At 72.2% G+C, this 16,389-nt stretch carries 13 protein-coding genes; 9 read left to right on the plus strand and 4 right to left on the minus strand.

What is annotated here, in order from left to right; genetic code table 11:
• The first annotated feature begins 11 nt into the window (after positions 1-11).
• Together AB0878_RS14280 and AB0878_RS14285 are read left to right on the plus strand one after the other, a co-directional pair.
• Positions 12-326 carry a hypothetical protein gene (locus AB0878_RS14280; protein WP_366579815.1) on the plus strand — a complete coding sequence of 105 codons (315 nt, stop codon included), beginning with the start codon at positions 12-14 and terminating at the stop codon, positions 324-326.
• Positions 319-1,161: a hypothetical protein gene (locus tag AB0878_RS14285; protein WP_366579816.1), complete on the plus strand. Its 843-nt coding sequence runs from the start codon at positions 319-321 to the stop codon at positions 1,159-1,161. Before AB0878_RS14280 ends, AB0878_RS14285 begins: the two co-directional genes overlap by 8 nt.
• A 71-nt stretch (positions 1,162-1,232) precedes the next feature.
• On the opposite strand, the gene ychF is transcribed toward AB0878_RS14285, so the two are convergent.
• Entirely contained in the window at positions 1,233-2,315 is a 1,083-nt protein-coding gene (gene ychF, locus AB0878_RS14290) for a redox-regulated ATPase YchF (protein ID WP_366579818.1), read from the minus strand.
• Between the two features lie 102 nt (positions 2,316-2,417).
• Between ychF and AB0878_RS14295 the strand changes: the two genes are divergently transcribed.
• Both AB0878_RS14295 and AB0878_RS14300 read left to right on the plus strand, forming a co-directional pair.
• Positions 2,418-3,848 (plus strand): AlkA N-terminal domain-containing protein, encoded by a 1,431-nt coding sequence (locus AB0878_RS14295; RefSeq protein ID WP_366579820.1) that lies wholly within the window; start codon positions 2,418-2,420, stop codon positions 3,846-3,848.
• Complete coding sequence (locus AB0878_RS14300) at positions 3,845-4,345, plus strand: methylated-DNA--[protein]-cysteine S-methyltransferase (protein WP_366579821.1); 501 nt, start codon at positions 3,845-3,847, stop codon at positions 4,343-4,345. Before AB0878_RS14295 ends, AB0878_RS14300 begins: the two co-directional genes overlap by 4 nt.
• A 722-nt stretch (positions 4,346-5,067) precedes the next feature.
• On the opposite strand, the gene AB0878_RS14305 is transcribed toward AB0878_RS14300, so the two are convergent.
• Both AB0878_RS14305 and AB0878_RS14310 read right to left on the minus strand, forming a co-directional pair.
• Positions 5,068-8,031: an SMC family ATPase gene (locus tag AB0878_RS14305; RefSeq protein WP_366579823.1), complete on the minus strand. Its 2,964-nt coding sequence runs from the start codon at positions 8,029-8,031 to the stop codon at positions 5,068-5,070.
• Positions 8,028-9,182, minus strand: coding sequence for an exonuclease SbcCD subunit D C-terminal domain-containing protein (locus AB0878_RS14310; RefSeq protein ID WP_366579825.1), 1,155 nt, complete (start codon positions 9,180-9,182; stop codon positions 8,028-8,030). Before AB0878_RS14310 ends, AB0878_RS14305 begins: the two co-directional genes overlap by 4 nt.
• Before the next feature lie 280 nt (positions 9,183-9,462).
• Between AB0878_RS14310 and AB0878_RS14315 the strand changes: the two genes are divergently transcribed.
• Entirely contained in the window at positions 9,463-10,377 is a 915-nt protein-coding gene (locus tag AB0878_RS14315; RefSeq protein ID WP_285972587.1) for a DNA recombination protein RmuC, read from the plus strand.
• Positions 10,378-11,178: 801 nt separating this feature from the next.
• Positions 11,179-12,081: a DUF6542 domain-containing protein gene (locus AB0878_RS14320; protein ID WP_366579827.1), complete on the plus strand. Its 903-nt coding sequence runs from the start codon at positions 11,179-11,181 to the stop codon at positions 12,079-12,081.
• Positions 12,082-12,779: 698 nt separating this feature from the next.
• On the opposite strand, the gene AB0878_RS14325 is transcribed toward AB0878_RS14320, so the two are convergent.
• Positions 12,780-13,790, minus strand: coding sequence for a 4-hydroxy-3-methylbut-2-enyl diphosphate reductase (locus AB0878_RS14325; protein ID WP_366579828.1), 1,011 nt, complete (start codon positions 13,788-13,790; stop codon positions 12,780-12,782).
• A 151-nt stretch (positions 13,791-13,941) separates the two neighbouring features.
• On the opposite strand from AB0878_RS14325, the gene AB0878_RS14330 reads away from it, so the two are divergent.
• The 3 genes from AB0878_RS14330 to AB0878_RS14340 are packed head-to-tail and all read left to right on the plus strand — an operon-like array spanning position 13,942 to position 16,267.
• Positions 13,942-14,580, plus strand: a complete 639-nt coding sequence (locus AB0878_RS14330; protein WP_366579830.1) for a lipid droplet-associated protein — start codon at positions 13,942-13,944, stop codon at positions 14,578-14,580.
• A complete protein-coding gene (xseA, locus tag AB0878_RS14335; RefSeq protein ID WP_366579832.1) occupies positions 14,577-15,827 on the plus strand; it encodes an exodeoxyribonuclease VII large subunit in 1,251 nt (416 codons plus the stop codon). The genes AB0878_RS14330 and xseA overlap by 4 nt, the downstream gene beginning before the upstream one ends.
• A complete protein-coding gene (locus tag AB0878_RS14340; RefSeq protein ID WP_366579834.1) occupies positions 15,824-16,267 on the plus strand; it encodes a hypothetical protein in 444 nt (147 codons plus the stop codon). The genes xseA and AB0878_RS14340 overlap by 4 nt, the downstream gene beginning before the upstream one ends.
• Positions 16,268-16,389: the final 122 nt, after the last annotated feature.

Consider the following 16,389-nt stretch of genomic DNA (forward strand, 5'->3'; position numbering starts at 1 on the left):
AGGAGGGCACGGTGACCAACGTGATCGGCGCGAGCGTGGTCGCCCTGGTCGCGCTGAGTCTGCTCGTCGACCGGCTGCGGCGGCGTACCCAGCGGCTGGGCAAGGCCGTCGAGCAGGTGCACCGCGAGCTGGCGAAACTTCGCCCGGGCTCCGAGACGGCGTTGGTCGCCGTGTGGTCGGCGCACCCGTTGAGCGACCATATGATCAAGGAGCTCGCCACCGCGCGTGGCTACCGGTGCGTCGGCGAGCGGATGACCTACAACGGAGCACGCGGCCTCGAGTTCAAGCCGCCTCAGCAGCGACGGAAGCTGTCACTGGATGTCTGACAAGGTCGCCGACTCCATCGCACTCTGGCTGCTGCTGCCCTCTCTGGCACTGGTCGTGCTGGTCCTCGCCGCACAGGTGGCCGGCACTCCACGGGCGACCCGGCGACGCCGTCGCGAAAGTCAGCTGGGCCGGCTGCGGAACCTGCGCACCGGCACTTCCTTGCACCTCGACTGGCTGGAGTACCGGGAGATCCCCAAGCCCGAACTGCTCGACGTACTGGCCAGGCAGGGCTGGACGCTACGCACCGAAGACGTCGGCGAGACGGCCTGGACACTGCACTTCGCTCGGCAGACCGAGCCTGCGGAAGTCGGCAGTGCCCGTACTCGCCTGGCGGGCGAACTGGCCGCCGCCGAGCCGGACGTCCACGGCCGCTACCTCTTGGACGCCAGCCAGTACCCAGACCTCCCCCTGTCCGACGTCCGGCATGCCGCCGAATCCGCGGGCTGGGAAGTACGCCGAACAGCACAGGACAGCGCACGCCCCAGCCTCGAGCTGGCCCGGCCCGGAACGACTACCGTTCACGACCTCACCGACGGGCCTTTCACGGTCGCCGGTGAGCCACCGTCGGCCACGGCCCTGGACGCCGCCCGGCAGAAGCACAAGCTGTACGCGCGGCAGTTCGCCAGGCAGGTGAGGCTGGCGTTGTTCTACGGCTTCATCGGCGTCTTCGTCCTCGTCGGCACGCTCACCTCTGCCGACGGCAGCACGTTCTGGCTGCTCCTCGCCGTGTCACTCATCGTGCTCGCACTCTGCGGCCTGGCCGTGGCGAAAGCCGCCACCGTCCGACAGCGCCGACGCACAGAGCTGGGCGAAATCCTCGACGACAACATCTGACCAGGCGAACTCCACGAGATCACCGCAGTTGAGTCGCGTCCATCCATCTCTTCCAGGACCGCGAGCGGGGCTCAGACGTTGAACCTGAACTCCACCACATCCCCATCCGACATCAGATAGTCCTTGCCCTCCATCCGCACCTTCCCCGCGGCGCGCGCGGCGGCCATCGAGCCGGCGTCCATCAGGTCGGTGTACGACACGATCTCCGCCTTGATGAAGCCGCGCTCGAAGTCCGTGTGGATGACGCCCGCGGCCTGGGGGGCGGTGGCGCCCTGGGGGATGGTCCAGGCGCGCGATTCCTTGGGGCCCGCGGTGAGGTAGGTCTGCAGGCCGAGGGTGTGGAAGCCGGCGCGGGCGAGGGCGTTGAGGCCGGGCTCGGCCTGGCCCACGGATTCCAGCAGCTCGCGCACGGATTCTTCGTCGTCGAGTTCCAGCAGCTCGGACTCGACCTTGGCGTCGAGGAAGACGGCGTCGGCGGGGGCGACGAGCTTTTCCAGTTCCTCGCGGCGCGCGGCGTCGGTCAGCACGCCCTCGTCGGCGTTGAAGACGTACAGGAACGGCTTCGTCGTCAGCAGGCTCAGCTCGCGCAGCGACTCGAAGTCCACTTCCTTCTGCGCCTGGAACAGCGTGCGGCCGGCGTCGAGGATTTCCTTGGCGCGCTGCGCGTTCTCCAGCGCCGGGCGCGCCTCCTTCTTGGTGCGCGCCTCCTTCTCGAGGCGCGGCAGGGCCTTGTCGAGCGTCTGCAGGTCGGCGAGGATCAGCTCGGTGTTGATGGTCTCGATGTCGCTCGACGGGTCGATGCGGCCGTCGACGTGGACCACGTCCGGGTCGTCGAACACGCGGATGACCTGGCAGATCGCGTTGGCCTCGCGGATGTTCGCGAGGAACTTGTTGCCCAGCCCGGCACCCTCGGACGCGCCCTTCACGATGCCCGCGATGTCCACAAAGGACACGACAGCCGGCACGATCTTCTCCGAGCTGTACATCTCCGCCAGCTTGTCCAGCCGCGGGTCCGGCAGCGGGACGACGCCGACGTTGGGCTCGATCGTCGCGAACGGGTAGTTCGCGGCGAGCACGTCGTTGCGCGTCAGCGCGTTGAACAGGGTGGACTTGCCGACGTTGGGCAGGCCGACGATACCGAGGGTCAGACTCACGACAGTAAAGTCTACGTGCCCGGCAAACGCCCCGGCCGACCCGGTAACGCCGTGTCGGATTCCCGCCAGCCAAGCCCGCGACCTGCTGGCACCATCGACCACATGGCCACCCAGACCGCCCCGCTCTGGCGCGACACCGAGCGCTGCTACCGGGCCGTCACCGCCCGCGACCAGCGGTTCGACGGCCAGTTCATCATGGCCGTGCGCACCACCGGCATCTACTGCCGCCCGTCGTGCCCGGCGATCACGCCGAAGGCGCAGAACGTGCGGTTCTTCCCCACGTCGGCCGCCGCCCAGGCGAGCGGCTTCCGCGCGTGCCGGCGTTGCCTGCCGGACGCGGTGCCGGGTTCGCCCGACTGGAACGTCCGCGCCGACCTGGCCGCCCGCGCCATGCGCCTGATCTCCGACGGCCTCGTCGAGCGCGAAGGCGTGCCCGGCCTCGCGCGGCGGCTCGGCTACTCCGAGCGCCAGCTCGGCCGCGTCCTCACCGCCGAGCTGGGCGCCGGCCCGCTCGCGCTCGCCCGCGCCCACCGCGCGCACTCCGCGCGGCTGCTCATCGAGCTCTCGGCGCTGCCGCTGACCGACGTCGCCTTCGCCGCCGGGTTCTCCAGCATCCGGCAGTTCAACGACACCATCCGCGAAGTCTTCGCGACGACGCCTTCACAGCTTCGCGCCGCTTCACTGCGGCGCGGACGTCGCGCCGAACCCACCGGCTCGACACGGCTCAGCTTGAGACTCCCGTTCCGCGCGCCGTTCGACGCGCAGGGCGTGCTGCGTTACCACGCGTCGCGCGCGGTGCCCGGGGTCGAGGCCGTCGAGAACAGCGCCGAGGGCATCACCGGCTACGGCCGCACGCTGCGGCTTTCCCACGGCCCCGGCCTGGTCTGGCTCTCGCCGCAACCGGATCACGTCCGCTGCGACCTGGCGCTGACCGACCTGCGTGACCTGGGCAGCGCCGTCTCCCGCGTGCGGCGGCTGCTCGACCTCGACGCCGATCCCGAAGCCGTCGCGCGTGTCCTCGGTGCGGATCCGGTGCTCGCGCCGCTGGTCACGAAGGTGCCGGGGCTGCGCGTGCCCGGTGCGGTCGATGGGCCCGAGCTGATCCTGCGCGCCGTGCTCGGCTCGGCCGCTGCCTCCGTCGCCGCGCTCGGCTCGCGGGTGCCGCCCGGTGACCTGCCGATGGACACTCTGACCACGCTGTTCCCGGAGCCCGACGTCGTGGCCGCCGCTGACGTGAAATCGCACGTCAAGACGGTCGCCGCGGCCTTGGCGGACGGCAGCCTCGACCCGCACGTCGGCCGGGACCCGGCTGAGCTGCGGGCGGAGCTGCTCTCCTTCGGCGTCGAGGCCGACTACGTCCTGATGCGCGTGCTCGGCGCCCCCGACGTCCTGCTCGCCACCGACCCCGCCGTACGCCGCTCCGCCGCCGCCCTCGGCCTCGACCTTCCCGGCGCGGCCCGCGGCTGGCGGCCGTGGAGCTCGTACGCCACCCGTTACCTGCAGACCTTCGACCCCGAGGAGAACCTCTCGTGAGCACGGCCTTCTGGTCCACTGTGGACACCAAGATCGGCCCCTTCACCGCCGTCGTGGCGGGCGACGGCGCCGTCCTCGCGTCCGGCTGGACCGCCGACGTCGCCGACCTGACCCCGCTCATCTCCCCTTCGCTCGCCCCGGCGACCCTCACCCAGCGCCGCGACCTCGGCCCCGTCACCACCGCCATCCGCCGCTACCACGCGGGCGAACTGGACGCCGTCGACGACATCGCGGTCCGCCAACGCTCCGGCGCCTTCCACCAGCACGCCTGGGACACGCTGCGCAAGGTCCCGCCGGGCCGCCCGGTGAGCTACGCCGAGTACGCCACCCTCTCGGGCAGCCCCACGGCCGTCCGCGCCGCCGCGTCGGCCTGCGCCCGCAACGCCGCCGCCCTCTTCGTGCCCTGCCACCGCGTCGTCCGCACCGGCGGCGCCGTCGGCAACTTCCGCTGGGGCACGGCCGCGAAGCGGTGGCTTCTGACGCACGAAGCCGCCTGACCGGGCAGGCGGCCCGCCGCCCGTTCTCGACCACGGCTGCTGCGCTCCCGGAACGCGCTCGCCCGCCTAACCACCGGGCCCCGGCGACACCATCGGCTTCTTCCGCCGCAGCTACCGCCGACCGCCGACCGCCGACCGCCGACCGCTCAAGGGAGAGGCTGCCCGAGCGGGCACACCGCTTCTCGGCGACAGCCCGACGGGCCTCCCCACTGAACCGGGCGGCGGCATTGCCTTCTGCCACCACAGCTGACACCGACTGCCAGCCGCTCACGAACGAGGCTGCCTGAGCGGTCCCGTCTCTCGGGCAGCCCAGCGGGCCTCTCCCACCCTGCTACTGAACCCGGCGGCGGCAGCTTCTTCGCCACAGCTGGCACCGACCGCCGCCGGCCCCCGAGCGAGACCCCTGAGTGGGCCCGCTTCTCGACGACACCCCAGCGGGCCCCGCCCGCCTTGCCGCTGAACCGGGCGGCGACATCGGCTTCTCGGGCCGCGGCTAACACCGACTGCCAGCCGCTCACGAACGAGGCTGTCTGAGGGGGCCCGTCGCTCCGGCGGGCTTCCCCGCGCCTCGCGGCTCAACCGGGCGGCGACATCAGTTCTCCCGCCGGCGCTGACGTCGACCGTTGGCCGTTCAGGCGGCGGCTCGCGCAGGCATGCCGCGTTTCTCAGCGGCCGCCCCAGGCCCCGCGCCTCGGGGTTCGGCCCGCGCGTCGTGCTGGGCGCTACGCCGTGCGGAGTTCGATTCGCGAGCCGGTGCGGGATTTGTGCACGCGGAGGCGGGTCGGGATGCGTTGGCGGAGTTCTTCGACGTGCGAGACCAAACCGACGACGCGGCCGCCGGCGCGGAGTTCGTCGAGGATGTTCATCACGACGTCGAGGGTTTCGGCGTCGAGGGTGCCGAAACCCTCGTCGACGAACAGGGTGTCGAGCAGCGCGCCGCCGGTTTCGCCGGCGACGACGTCGGCCAGGCCGAGCGCCAGCGAGAGCGACGCGAGGAAGGATTCGCCGCCGGACAGGGTCTTGGCGGGGCGGATGGCGCCGGAGTAGTCGTCGAGCACGTCGAGGCCGAGGCCGCCACGGGTGCCGCGCGCGCCGGCCGCGTCGGAGTGCACGAAGGAGTAGCGGCCCTGACTCATCGTGCGCAGGCGGGCGGTGGCCGCGAGCGCGACTTCCTCCAGCCGGGCGGCGAGCACGTACGACCGCAGCGACATCTTGCGCGAGTTCTGGCCGCGGCCGTTGACCACTTCGGACAGTGCGCGCAGCTCGTTGTACTCGGCCTCGACGGGCGCGAACTCCGCGAGCGCCTTGCCCATCCGCGCGGCCAGTTTCTTCAGCTCACCGTGCTGCGCCGACACGAACTTCAACGCCGCGAACGCCGTATCCGCCCGTTCGCGCGCGGCCTTCGCCACCTCGACCAGCGGCGCGACCTCCACGACGTCGTCGGGCGAGATCCCGAACAGCTCGGGCTGCGCCAGCAGCTCCCGCGCCCCCGCGGCCGTCGCCTCGGCTTCGGCGAGGCCTTGCTCGAGTTTGGTGACCTGCTCGTCGGACCGGACCGCGCCACGCATCTCCTCCAGCGTGGCGAAACCCTTGGCGTGCAAGGAGATCTCGACCAGACCGTGCTGCTCGGCGAGCCTGGACTCCGCACCACCCACTGCCGTACGCGCCTCCGCGACGGAATCCAACGCGCCCGCCAACGTGAGCAGATGCCGCCGGCGCGCCGTGACGTCCGGGAACTCACCGCGCCCTTCGAGTAGCCGCTTCGAGCGTTCGGCCAGCCGTTCCTCCAGCGCCCGGACCTCGGCTTGCGCCTCCGTGACGGCCTGGTCGGCCCGCCGCCGTTGCTCCGCCAGCTGGTCGGCTTCCTGCTCCAGCGTGACGACCTGCCGAGCGAGCCGGTCCTTTCGCGCGGCCTGCTCGGACAGCGCCCCCACGCCGGCCCGAGCCTCCGCCAGCTCCGCCGCCACGGACTCGGCCGTCCACTCGCCCAGCCGCTCGCGCAACGCGTCCAGCCGCGCCTTCGCCTCCTCCAACGCGGACACCACGCGCTGCCGCAAGGCGCCGGCCTTCTGCTCCGCCTCTTCCGCGGCCCTTTCCTCGGCGGGATCCACGAGCTCGGCCCCGTGCCGCGCGGGCGCCGGGTGCTCCGCCGAGCCGCACACCGGACACGGCGCACCCTCGGCGAGGCTCGCGGCCAGCTCGGCGGCCATCCCTTCCAGCCGACGTTCCCGCAGGTCCAGCCGATGCTGACGAGCCGCCTGATGTGCGTCCACGACCTCGCGCAGCTTCGCCTCGCCGCGCCCGACCTTCGCGACGGCCTCCGGCAGCTCCGCGGCCGCGCGAGAAACAACCGTCAATTCGTCGACGCGCGCCTTCGCACCGTCCAGCTTCGCCGCCGCTTCAGCCGCCGACGCCGCCTCACCTCGCACCGCCGTGAGCCGCTCGGGCACCTCCGCGAGCCGCGTCTGCAACTCGGTGACGCGCTCGGCCGCCGCGCCGGCCGCGGCCTTCCGCTCGTCGCGCCGCTCGGTGTCCACACGCTGCTGCTCGGCCTCCGCGACCAGCTCGGCCAGCGCGCCCGCCTCCTCGCGCAACGATCCGGCGCGCTCACGCAGGTCCGCCGACGCGAGGCCGACGGAGTCGAAACCCAGCTCCCCCAAGGCCCGCGTGTGGTCGGCCTCGGCGAGCTGCGCGTCGCCCAGCTCCGAAGTCCGCCGCTCCAGCAGCTCGACCTCGGGCACCACGGCCGACGCCCGCCGCGCGGCCGCGATCTCCTCGGTCCACTCCGCGCGTTCGCCCGCGGTCTCGGCGATCTGCGCGAGCCGCGTGTGCGCGGTGCGGACGCGGCGGATGCGGTCGGCGTCTTCCTCGGCTTCCCGCAGTGTGGTCTCGGCCTTGGTCGCGGCCGAACGTGCCTGTGCCGCTTCGGTTTCCGCCGCTTCGGCGCGTGCGGCGACTTCCGCGAGCACGGCGTCGACCCATTCCGCCTGGTCTTCTTCGGGCGGCTCCTGCTGCGCTTCCTGGGCGTAGCGCGCGACGAGCTCCCGCAGCTCCTGCTGGCGCTTTTCCAGTGCCCGCCCGCGTTCGGCGCGCAGGTCGGCGAACCAGCGCTCGACGTCGGAGAACCGCTCGGTGCCGAAGAGCCGCTCCAGCAGCTTCTCGCGCTCGGTGGTGTCGGAGCGCAGGAATTTCGCGAACTCGCCCTGCGGCAACAACACGACCTGGAAAAACTGCGCCGCCGTCATCCCCAGCAGCCGCTCGACGGTGCGCGCGACCTCGTCGATCCGGATGATCCCGTCGGGCGGCAGCCCGGCCGGCGGCTCGCCGACCCAGGTCAGCGACACCTTCGCCTGCTGCGTGGTGAATCCGTCGCCGCGTTTCTTGGCGCGCTGGTACTCGGGGCTGCGCACAATGCGCAGCCGCTGGCGTTGCACCGTCAGCTCCAGCACGACCTCAGTGAGCTGTTCGGGTGCGGCGACGTCGCACCGCAGCCGCTTCACGTCACCGCGCGCGCCCGGGACCACGCCGAACAGCGCGAACGCGATGGCGTCGAGCAGCGTGGTCTTGCCGGCGCCGGTGTCGCCGTGCAGAAGGAAGAGGCCGTCGGCGCCGAGTGCGTCGAAATCGACCACCTCGCGGCCCGCGTACGGACCGAACGCCTCGACCTCCAGCAGGTGCAGCCTCACAGTTTCGCCACCGCCGCCCGGTTGGCCGCTTCGAGCGCGAGAAACACCAGCCGTTCCTCGGTTTCCGTGGGGAGCGCGCCGCGGCAGTCGTCGAGGAAGCTGCGGGCGATCTCGATGTCGGTGCGGCCGCGGACGGCGTCGGCGTACTTCAGCTGCGCGCCTGCCAGCCCGCCCTCGGGCTCCCAGTCGAGGTGCACCGCGTACGGGAACCGCTCGCGCAGGCGGCGCATCGCGTCGACCGGGCGCACGCGGTCGGTGACTGTGACCGAGAGGAAGTGGTCGCGCCATTCCTCGTGTTCCGGTGCGTCGAGCAGCTCCTGCAGCTCGCCGCGCAACGTCGCGAGCGGGCGCGGCACGGGCAGTTCGTGGCGGCGGACCCCGGCGAGCCCGGCCGCGTCGAGGTCGACGAGCCAGACCGATTTCCGTTGGCGCGCTTCGGAAAACGAGTAGGCCAGCGGGCTGCCGGAGTAGCGGAGGTGCTCGGCGAGCGTCTGCGGGCCGTGGAGGTGGCCGAGTGCGACGTAGTCGACGCCGTCGAAGACGTCGCCCGGGACCTGTTCGACGCCGCCGACGGCGATGGTGCGTTCGGATTCACTGCTCGCGCCGCCCGTCACGAAGGCGTGAGCCAGCACGACCGAGCGCGTTTTCGGCCGCGTGCCAAGGTCTTCGCGCACGCGGCGCATGGCTTCGGTGAGCACGCCGGTGTGGCCGCGCGCTTCGGGCACACCCAGCGCGTGGCGCGACGGCTCGGGTTCGAGGTACGGGATGCCGTAGATCGCGACGTCGCCGTGTTCGTCGTTCAGCAGCACGGGTTCGGCGAGGCCCGCGATCGTGGCGCGCAGGTGCAGACCGCCGGCCGCCGCGAAGTCCGCGAAGGCGCCCAGCCGCGCCGCGGAGTCGTGGTTGCCGGGTGTGATCACGAGCTGCGCGCCGGCCTGGCGGATGCGGCTCATGGCCTTGGTCGCGACTCGGACCGCTTCGGCCGAAGGGACCGCGCGGTCGTAGATGTCGCCTGCCACCACCACAACGTCGACGTGCTCGCTCGTGACGAGCTCGGCGAGATGGGTGAGGACGGCCTCCTGCTCGGCGAGCAGGTCGGCGCCGTGGAACGTGCGGCCGACGTGCCAGTCGGAGGTGTGGAGGAGTCTCACGGCAACCACGGTAAGAGGCGATCACGACGAAACCGCGGAGACTCGCCGGAGAGCCACTCGAACGTGTGTACGAACCCTATCAGGGCCCTGGTGGACACGCCGACGGCCGAACCGGTGAACGCGCTGGTCAGCTACGCAGCGCGACCGCGCTTGCCGGTTTTTGTCGGTGCGGTCCGCCATGATGTCGGCGTCGATCGGTACCGGCCGTTCCGACTGGTCCGGTTGATCGGGCAGGGCTTGATCGAGCAGGGGCTTGGTCGGGCGAAGAAAGGAGACTCGGGTGGAGACGGTGATCACGACCGCGGCCGTCGTGCTCGCGCTGCTCCTGTGCGTCGCGGTCGCGCTGCTGTGGCGGCTCTACGGCGACGGCATGCGCCGGGCCGACGCGGCGGCGCGGCTCGTGGCGGCCGAGCGCGCGAAGAACGACCAGCAGCAGCTGGCGTTGCGGCGGTACGAGGTGGCGTTCGCGTCGATCAGCGGCCGCGGTGAGCTCGGTGAGCAGGTGCTGGTCGAGACCGCGCGCGCGTTGGGGTTGCGCGAAGAACTGCATTTCACGCTGCAGACCGACCTGGCCGGCGGCGGCAGTGTGAAGCCGGACATGGTGCTGCGCGTGGGCGGCGGCCGCACTGTGCCTGTCGATGCGAAGGCCAGTATGGCGATCTGGGCCGAGGCCGTGGAGACCGACGACCCCGAGGAACGGCTCGACGCGTTGCGCGCCCACGTGCGCCAGATCCGGTCCCGCGCGGCCGAGCTCGCCGGCAAGGGTTACCAGCGCTGGGCCGACGCGATCTACGGCACGATCATGTTCGTCCCGTCCGACGCGGCCGTGGTCGCCGCGCTCGACACCGACCCGGAGCTGCTGCGCTGGCTGATCGACCGCCGGGTGTTCCTGTGTGGACCGACGGGGTTCGGCGTGCTGGCGTCGGCGGCCTTGTTCGCCGCGAGCGACCGGGCGCTGGTGGAGGACGTCGAGCAGGTCCGGGCGGGAGCCGCTGCGGCACACCGCTCGGCGGGCAACGCGGTCGAGGCGCTCAACCTCACGAGTACGCACCTGCAGCGGTTCCTCTCCGCGCGACGGCGCGAACTGGAGGCGCTGGAGAGCTTCCGCGCGACGGTGGCACCCCTGACGGACGCGTCGGGCAGCCCGTCGCCGGTGCCGGAGGTGCGGAAGGGGGACGAGTTGGCAGCTAGCTGAAGACGGCTTCTTCGCGGCGGCCCTTCGCCGGACGGCCTCTGGCGGGTGGAGGCCTGCCTCGATGATCGCGCCCGTGAGGCGGCGTCCGGACGGACGCGGCGGACAGTGCGGTGTCACGCTTTCGGTCACAGCTGATCGCCAGGGCAGCTGGCGGCAGGGATCGTACGGCCCGCGGCAGGCGCTTGGACGGCACGGCTCCTGCTCGGCACTCTGCGCGGGATGCTCGGTGCACAGCGTCCAGTGCGCGTGGCTGGTGGTCTGCGGCCCCGGTAGCTGAACCGCGGCAACCCGTAGCGCGCCAGCCAGGCGTGGCCGGTAGCTCGGCGCCGGTGCCGGACGTGCCGACAGCGCGCCGCACCGGAGGCAGCGCGAGACGGCGGCAGCCTTGCCCGGCGTGGCTCGTGATCGCGGCAGCTGAGGCGGCACGGCTCGTCACGGTGCGTTCCGACCGCGGCCGGTTCGGGGTCGATGGGGCATTTGCGCTGCCCGGGGTTTGGTTCAGTCGCTGTGAGGTTTCCGGGTAGCGGGAACGTTCCGCGTAGCCGACCGCCGCGGCCGGTGCGCGACGGGGCGGCTGGCGTCCGAGCGACGACGGGACGGCCGGTCGGACCAGACCAGTGGGCTGTATCCGCAGGTCAGGTGACCAGACCACGGACAGGGCGCGATACGCGGCGAGACGGGCCGCGGGACACCACGTGTTCCGGCTGCCGGCAACTCACGTCACGCTGCCGGGTGGCTGGTCAGGGCGGTCTTCGGCAGTGGCAGCAAGATCGTGACAAGTAACGGCTACGGTGTTGCCTCGTGACCGCGATACGCGATCGCCAGAGCGATCCTGATGCCGAAGACGCCACCGTGCCCTGGGACGAGCGTCTCGTCGTCGGCGAGAGGCGCGGCCTGCCTTGGTGGGCGGCTGTCCTCGTGGGCTTCGGCCTGGCCGTGCTGGGCGCCATCATCGACGAGAAGACCAAGGGCAGCCTCGACTTCGTGTTCAAGGCCGGCTACTTCCTGGGCGCTGTGCTCGCGGTGGGCGCGGTGCAGAGACGCGCTCTGTTCGGACCGATGGTGCAGCCGCCGCTGGTGCTGGCCGTCACGGTGCCCGGCGTGGTGCTGGTGACCGGCGGATCCGGCTCGGGCAGCGACACCCTGTCGAAGCTGCTCAACATCGGCACGCCGCTGATCAACGGCTTCCCGACGATGGCGATCACCACCGGCGTCACGCTGCTGTTCGGGTTCTTCCGCATCTTCCGCGAACGCGACCCCGACGCCGCCGTGAAGCTCAAGAACGGCAAACCGCCGCGCGACCGCGAAGACGGCGACGAGCCGCCCGCTCGCCCGCGCACGCGCCCGCCGGGCTCGGGTCGTCCCGCCGGCGCCGGTCAGGCCCCGCCGCCCGCCGGCGCGCGCCGCCCGCCCCGCGACCGCGACCTCGACAGCCCGCCCCCGCGCCGCCCCCGCCCGCCCGCGGACCCCGGCGCCCGCCCGCGCCGCGAGCCCGGCGACCCCGCCCCCCGCGGCGCACGCAAGCCCCCGCCGGACGGCCGCCGCCCCCGCCCACCCGAAGGCGACCCCCGCCGCCGCGACCCCCGCGGCGACGCGCCCCCACCCCGCCGCCGCCCCCGCGCCGACGAACCACCACCCGGCCGCCCGCGCCCGCCGCGCCGCGAACCCCCGCGCCGCCCCCGCCCCTGGGACGACGAATCCTGACCGGACAACGTTGACGGCCGGCCCACCCGGCCCGGCCCACCACGAAGGCCGCCGATCCACCCCGGATCGGCGGCCTTCGCACATCCGCCACCTGTGGCGAAGTCCCTGCCCTGCGCCCTGTCCGCCGGACCCACAACCGGGAGCGACTCCAAGAACGCAGGGGCGAGAACAAACCGGCTTGAGGGCTTCGACAACCCGAAAGCCGCACTCGACACCCAGGACCGCACCGCCAACCCCGCGAACCGCCGCGAGTATTCGCCGGCTCACCCCGAGGGCTCCGGGTTCGGGCGGCAACACCTAAGGCCGGCTGCACGCAATCTGAAGCCGCGCTCAACGCCCGATCGCGGCCGTTCCGGGAAGCCTGCGCATTACTCCTAGGAGCTCAACCCGAGGACCTCAGGCAGCAGCAATCGCAGAGCCATCGTGAAGCACCCGGCACCGCCGCCGGCACGTCGATTCACAACGTCGGCCCACATCAGCCGACCGCCGCTTGCGCCTGGCATCGAACGCCAAGGCCGGCAGCGGTCGCAATCCGAACTCATCGCGAGAAACAGGCTCGGCAGAGCATCAGCTCCACGCAACCCGCAGCCCAGCAGTAACTCGTCGCCCGCCCGAAATCCGAGGCGCAGCACACGAAAAAGCCGCGGCGCCCGCCGGAAAACCGGCGACCGCCGCGGCCTCAAAAAGCCAAGCCCTCGTCAGGACTCCGACTTGGCGGCCTTCCGGAGCTCCTTCGGCAACGCGAACGCAATCTTCTCGTTCGCCGTCGTCACCTCGTCGACCTGGCCGTAGCCGCGCTCGGCCAGCCAGGTCAGCAGGTCCATCACCAGCACGTCCGGCACCGAGGCACCCGAAGTCACCCCGACCGTCGACACGCCCGAAAGCCAGGACTCGTCGACCTCTGAGGCGAAGTCGATCAGGTACGACGCACGCGCGCCGGCCTTCAGGGCGACCTCGACGAGGCGCTTGGAGTTCGAGGAGTTCGTCGAGCCCACCACCAGGACCAGGTCGCACTCCGGCGCCATGGCCTTCACGGCCACCTGGCGGTTGGTGGTGGCGTAGCAGATGTCGTCGCTGGGCGGGTCGGCCAGGCCGGGGAAGCGTTCGCGGAGCTGGTCGACGCGTTCCATCGTCTCGTCGACCGAAAGGGTGGTCTGGGAGAGCCAGATCACCTTGGACGGGTCGCGCACGTCGACCTTGTCGACGTCCTCGGCCTTGTCCACGAGCTGCACCTTGTCGGGCGCCTCGCCCGCGGTGCCCTCGACCTCTTCGTGGCCTTCGTGGCCGATCAGCAGGATGTCGTAGTCGTCCTTGGCGAAGCGGTTGACCTCTTTGTGCACCTTCGTCACGAGCGGGCAGGTCGCGTCGATGGTGCGGAGGTTGCGGTCGGCCGCCTCGGCGTGCACGGCCGGCGAAACACCGTGGGCCGAGAACACGACGAGGGCGCCCTCGGGCACCTCCGACGTCTCGTCCACGAAGATCGCGCCGCGTTCGCGCAGGGTGTCGACCACGTGGCGGTTGTGGACGATCTCCTTGCGCACGTACACCGGCGCGCCGTAGAGCTCCAGCGCCTTCTCCACGGCGATCACCGCGCGATCCACGCCGGCGCAGTAGCCGCGCGGCTTCGCGAGCAACACGCGTTTGGCGGCGCCGGACTGGGAGATCGTCGGGGTACCGGCGGGCTCGGTTCCGGGACTCGCAGAAGTCATGCCCCCAGGGTACGGGCTGTGCCGTACCGGCTTCGAAGTCCTCTTTCGGATGACGTCGGCGGCCATCCGGGCTGTGCCGGGAGTCACGTCCTGTGCCCCAACCCACCCGTTCGGTTGGGCAGGATGGCCCACATACGGCACGCTAGACGGCATGAAGCCACTCCCGCTCCCCCTCCGGGTCGCCGCGGGCCTCGCCGTCACCACCGCCGAGCGGGTTCGTGAGCTCCCGAAGCAGATCACCGGCCTGCCCGTGACTGTCGTCAGCCAGGTCCTCCAGCTGTCCATGCGTGTCCAGCAACACGTCACCGAGCTGGCGATCAAGGGCGACGACGCGCTGTCCGGCCTCCGCCCGGTCGAGGACACGCCGAGCTGGGCGACGTTCGACGAGGACGTCGAGCCCGACCTGCCGACGCGTCCCACGCTGGTGCCCGTCGACGACCTGCCCGAGCCGCAGGCCAACGGCCACCGCCCGAACCTGCCCGGGCTCACGGACGAAGCCGACGACCCGTGGACGCAGGAAGAACGCGCCCTGGCCGAGGACCACGCCGACGGCGAGAACGACAGCACCGGCGGCCCCGCGGGCCTGGCCGGCTACGACGACCTCACGCTGCCCCAGCTGCGCGCCCGCCTGCGTCGCCTGACCGTGCCGCAGCTCGAGGAGATCCTCGACTACGAGAAGGCCAACGCCGACCGCGCGTCGTTCGTCGGCATGCTCGCGCGGCGCATCGGCAACGCGCGCAAGGCGGAAGAAGAGGCGGGCCAGCAGGGCGACGACGCGGAAGGCCAGTGAGCAGCGACCCCTCGACCAGCGCCGAGAACCCCTGGCCCGTCCGCACCGTCGCGCGCAAGATCGGCGACTGGATCCACCGCCTCGGCGCCGTGTGGGTGGAGGGCCAGGTCACGCAGATCAACGCGCGCCCCGGCACGCAGACCGCGTTCCTGACGCTGCGCGACCCGTCGGCCGACGTCTCGATGTCCGTGACCGCGCCGATGTGGCTGGTGCGCGAGCTCGCGACGCCGCTGCGCGAAGGCGACCGCGTGGTGGTGCACGCGAAGCCGTCGTTCTTCTTCGGCCGCGGCACGCTCAGCCTGCGCGCCGACGAGATCCGCGCCGTCGGCATCGGCGAGCTGCTCGCGCGCATCGAACGGCTGCGCAAGCTGCTGGCGGCCGAAGGCCTGTTCTCGCCCGAGCGCAAACGCCCGATTCCCTTTCTGCCCCAAGGCATCGGCCTCATCACCGGCCGCGCTTCGGCGGCGGAGCGAGACGTGCTCGTCAACGCGCAGGCCCGCTGGCCGCACGTGCTGTTCAAGGTCGTGAACACCGCCGTGCAGGGCCCGCAGGCCGTGCCGCAGATCCTCCGTGCTCTGTCCACACTGGACAAAGACCCGGAGGTGGACGTGATCGTGATCGCCCGCGGCGGCGGCAGCGTGGAGGACCTGCTGCCGTTCTCCGACGAGGCGCTGTGCCGGGCCGTCGCGTCCGCGGGCACGCCGGTGGTGAGCGCCATCGGGCACGAGCCGGACACGCCGTTGCTCGACCACGTCGCCGACCTGCGCTGCTCCACGCCGACGGACGCGAGCAAGCGCATCGTGCCCGACGTGCGCGAGGAGACCGCCCGCGTCCGCCAGATGCGCGACCGCGGCCGCCGCGCGCTGCACGGCTGGGTCGACACGCAGACCCGGCTGCTCACCCAGCTGCGCAGCCGCCCGTCGCTCGCCGACCCGCTGGGCCCGGTCCAGCGCCGCCTCGACGACGTCGAGATGCACCGCGAACGCGGCCGGCGCGCCATGCTCGGCCTGCTCGCCAAGGACCAGGCCGAAATCGCCGGCGCGCGCGGCCGGCTGACCGCCCTCGGCCCGGCCGCGACGATGGCCCGCGGCTACGCCGTCGTGCAATTCACCGACGACGCAGGCAACCTCCAGGTGCTGCGCTCCGTCTCCCAGATCGAGGACGGTGCACGCCTGCGCGTGCGGATCGCCGACGGGGCGATCCACGCCGTCGCGGAAACGCGCGAGACGGAAGGAGACGGGCCGTGACCACCAGGGCGCCGGCGTTCCTCCCGCTCACCGTCGACGCCGCCGCCCGCCTCGACGCCCGCGCCCTGCTCCACCAGGCGCGCGTCACCGACAGCGCCGCCAGCGAATGCTGGACGGCCCTGCTCGCCGGCTGCGGCACCGCCGCCCGCCGCCAGCTCGGCCCCCAGCTGCGCCGCCTGTCCGAGGCCACGTCCGTCCACGTCGGCACCCGCTGGTGGTTCGCCGAGGGCGCCGACCACCGCCGCCGCGTCGCGAGCGCCCAGGAAACCCTCGAGGACGCGATCGCCGAAGGTGACGGCCAGGAGTTCGCCCTCGCCTTCGTCGGCTACGACAACGCCATGGCCAGCGCCCTCGTCTGCCGCGAGCAGTCCCGCAACCCACCGCCGGCCCCACCGCCCCCGCGAACGGGCGGACGGCACCGCGTCGATCACCGGTCGTGACAGCCCCGGGCGCGGCCGGCCCGTGGCAGCGCGGACGCACCACTCGGTAGCCAAGCTCAGCGCGACCGGCCGAGACGCGACCGAACGGTTACCGACGGTGCGCGCCAAGGGAGCCTGATCGC

This window comes from Amycolatopsis sp. NPDC047767 (genome assembly GCF_040704195.1).
GTDB lineage: Bacteria > Actinomycetota > Actinomycetes > Mycobacteriales > Pseudonocardiaceae > Amycolatopsis.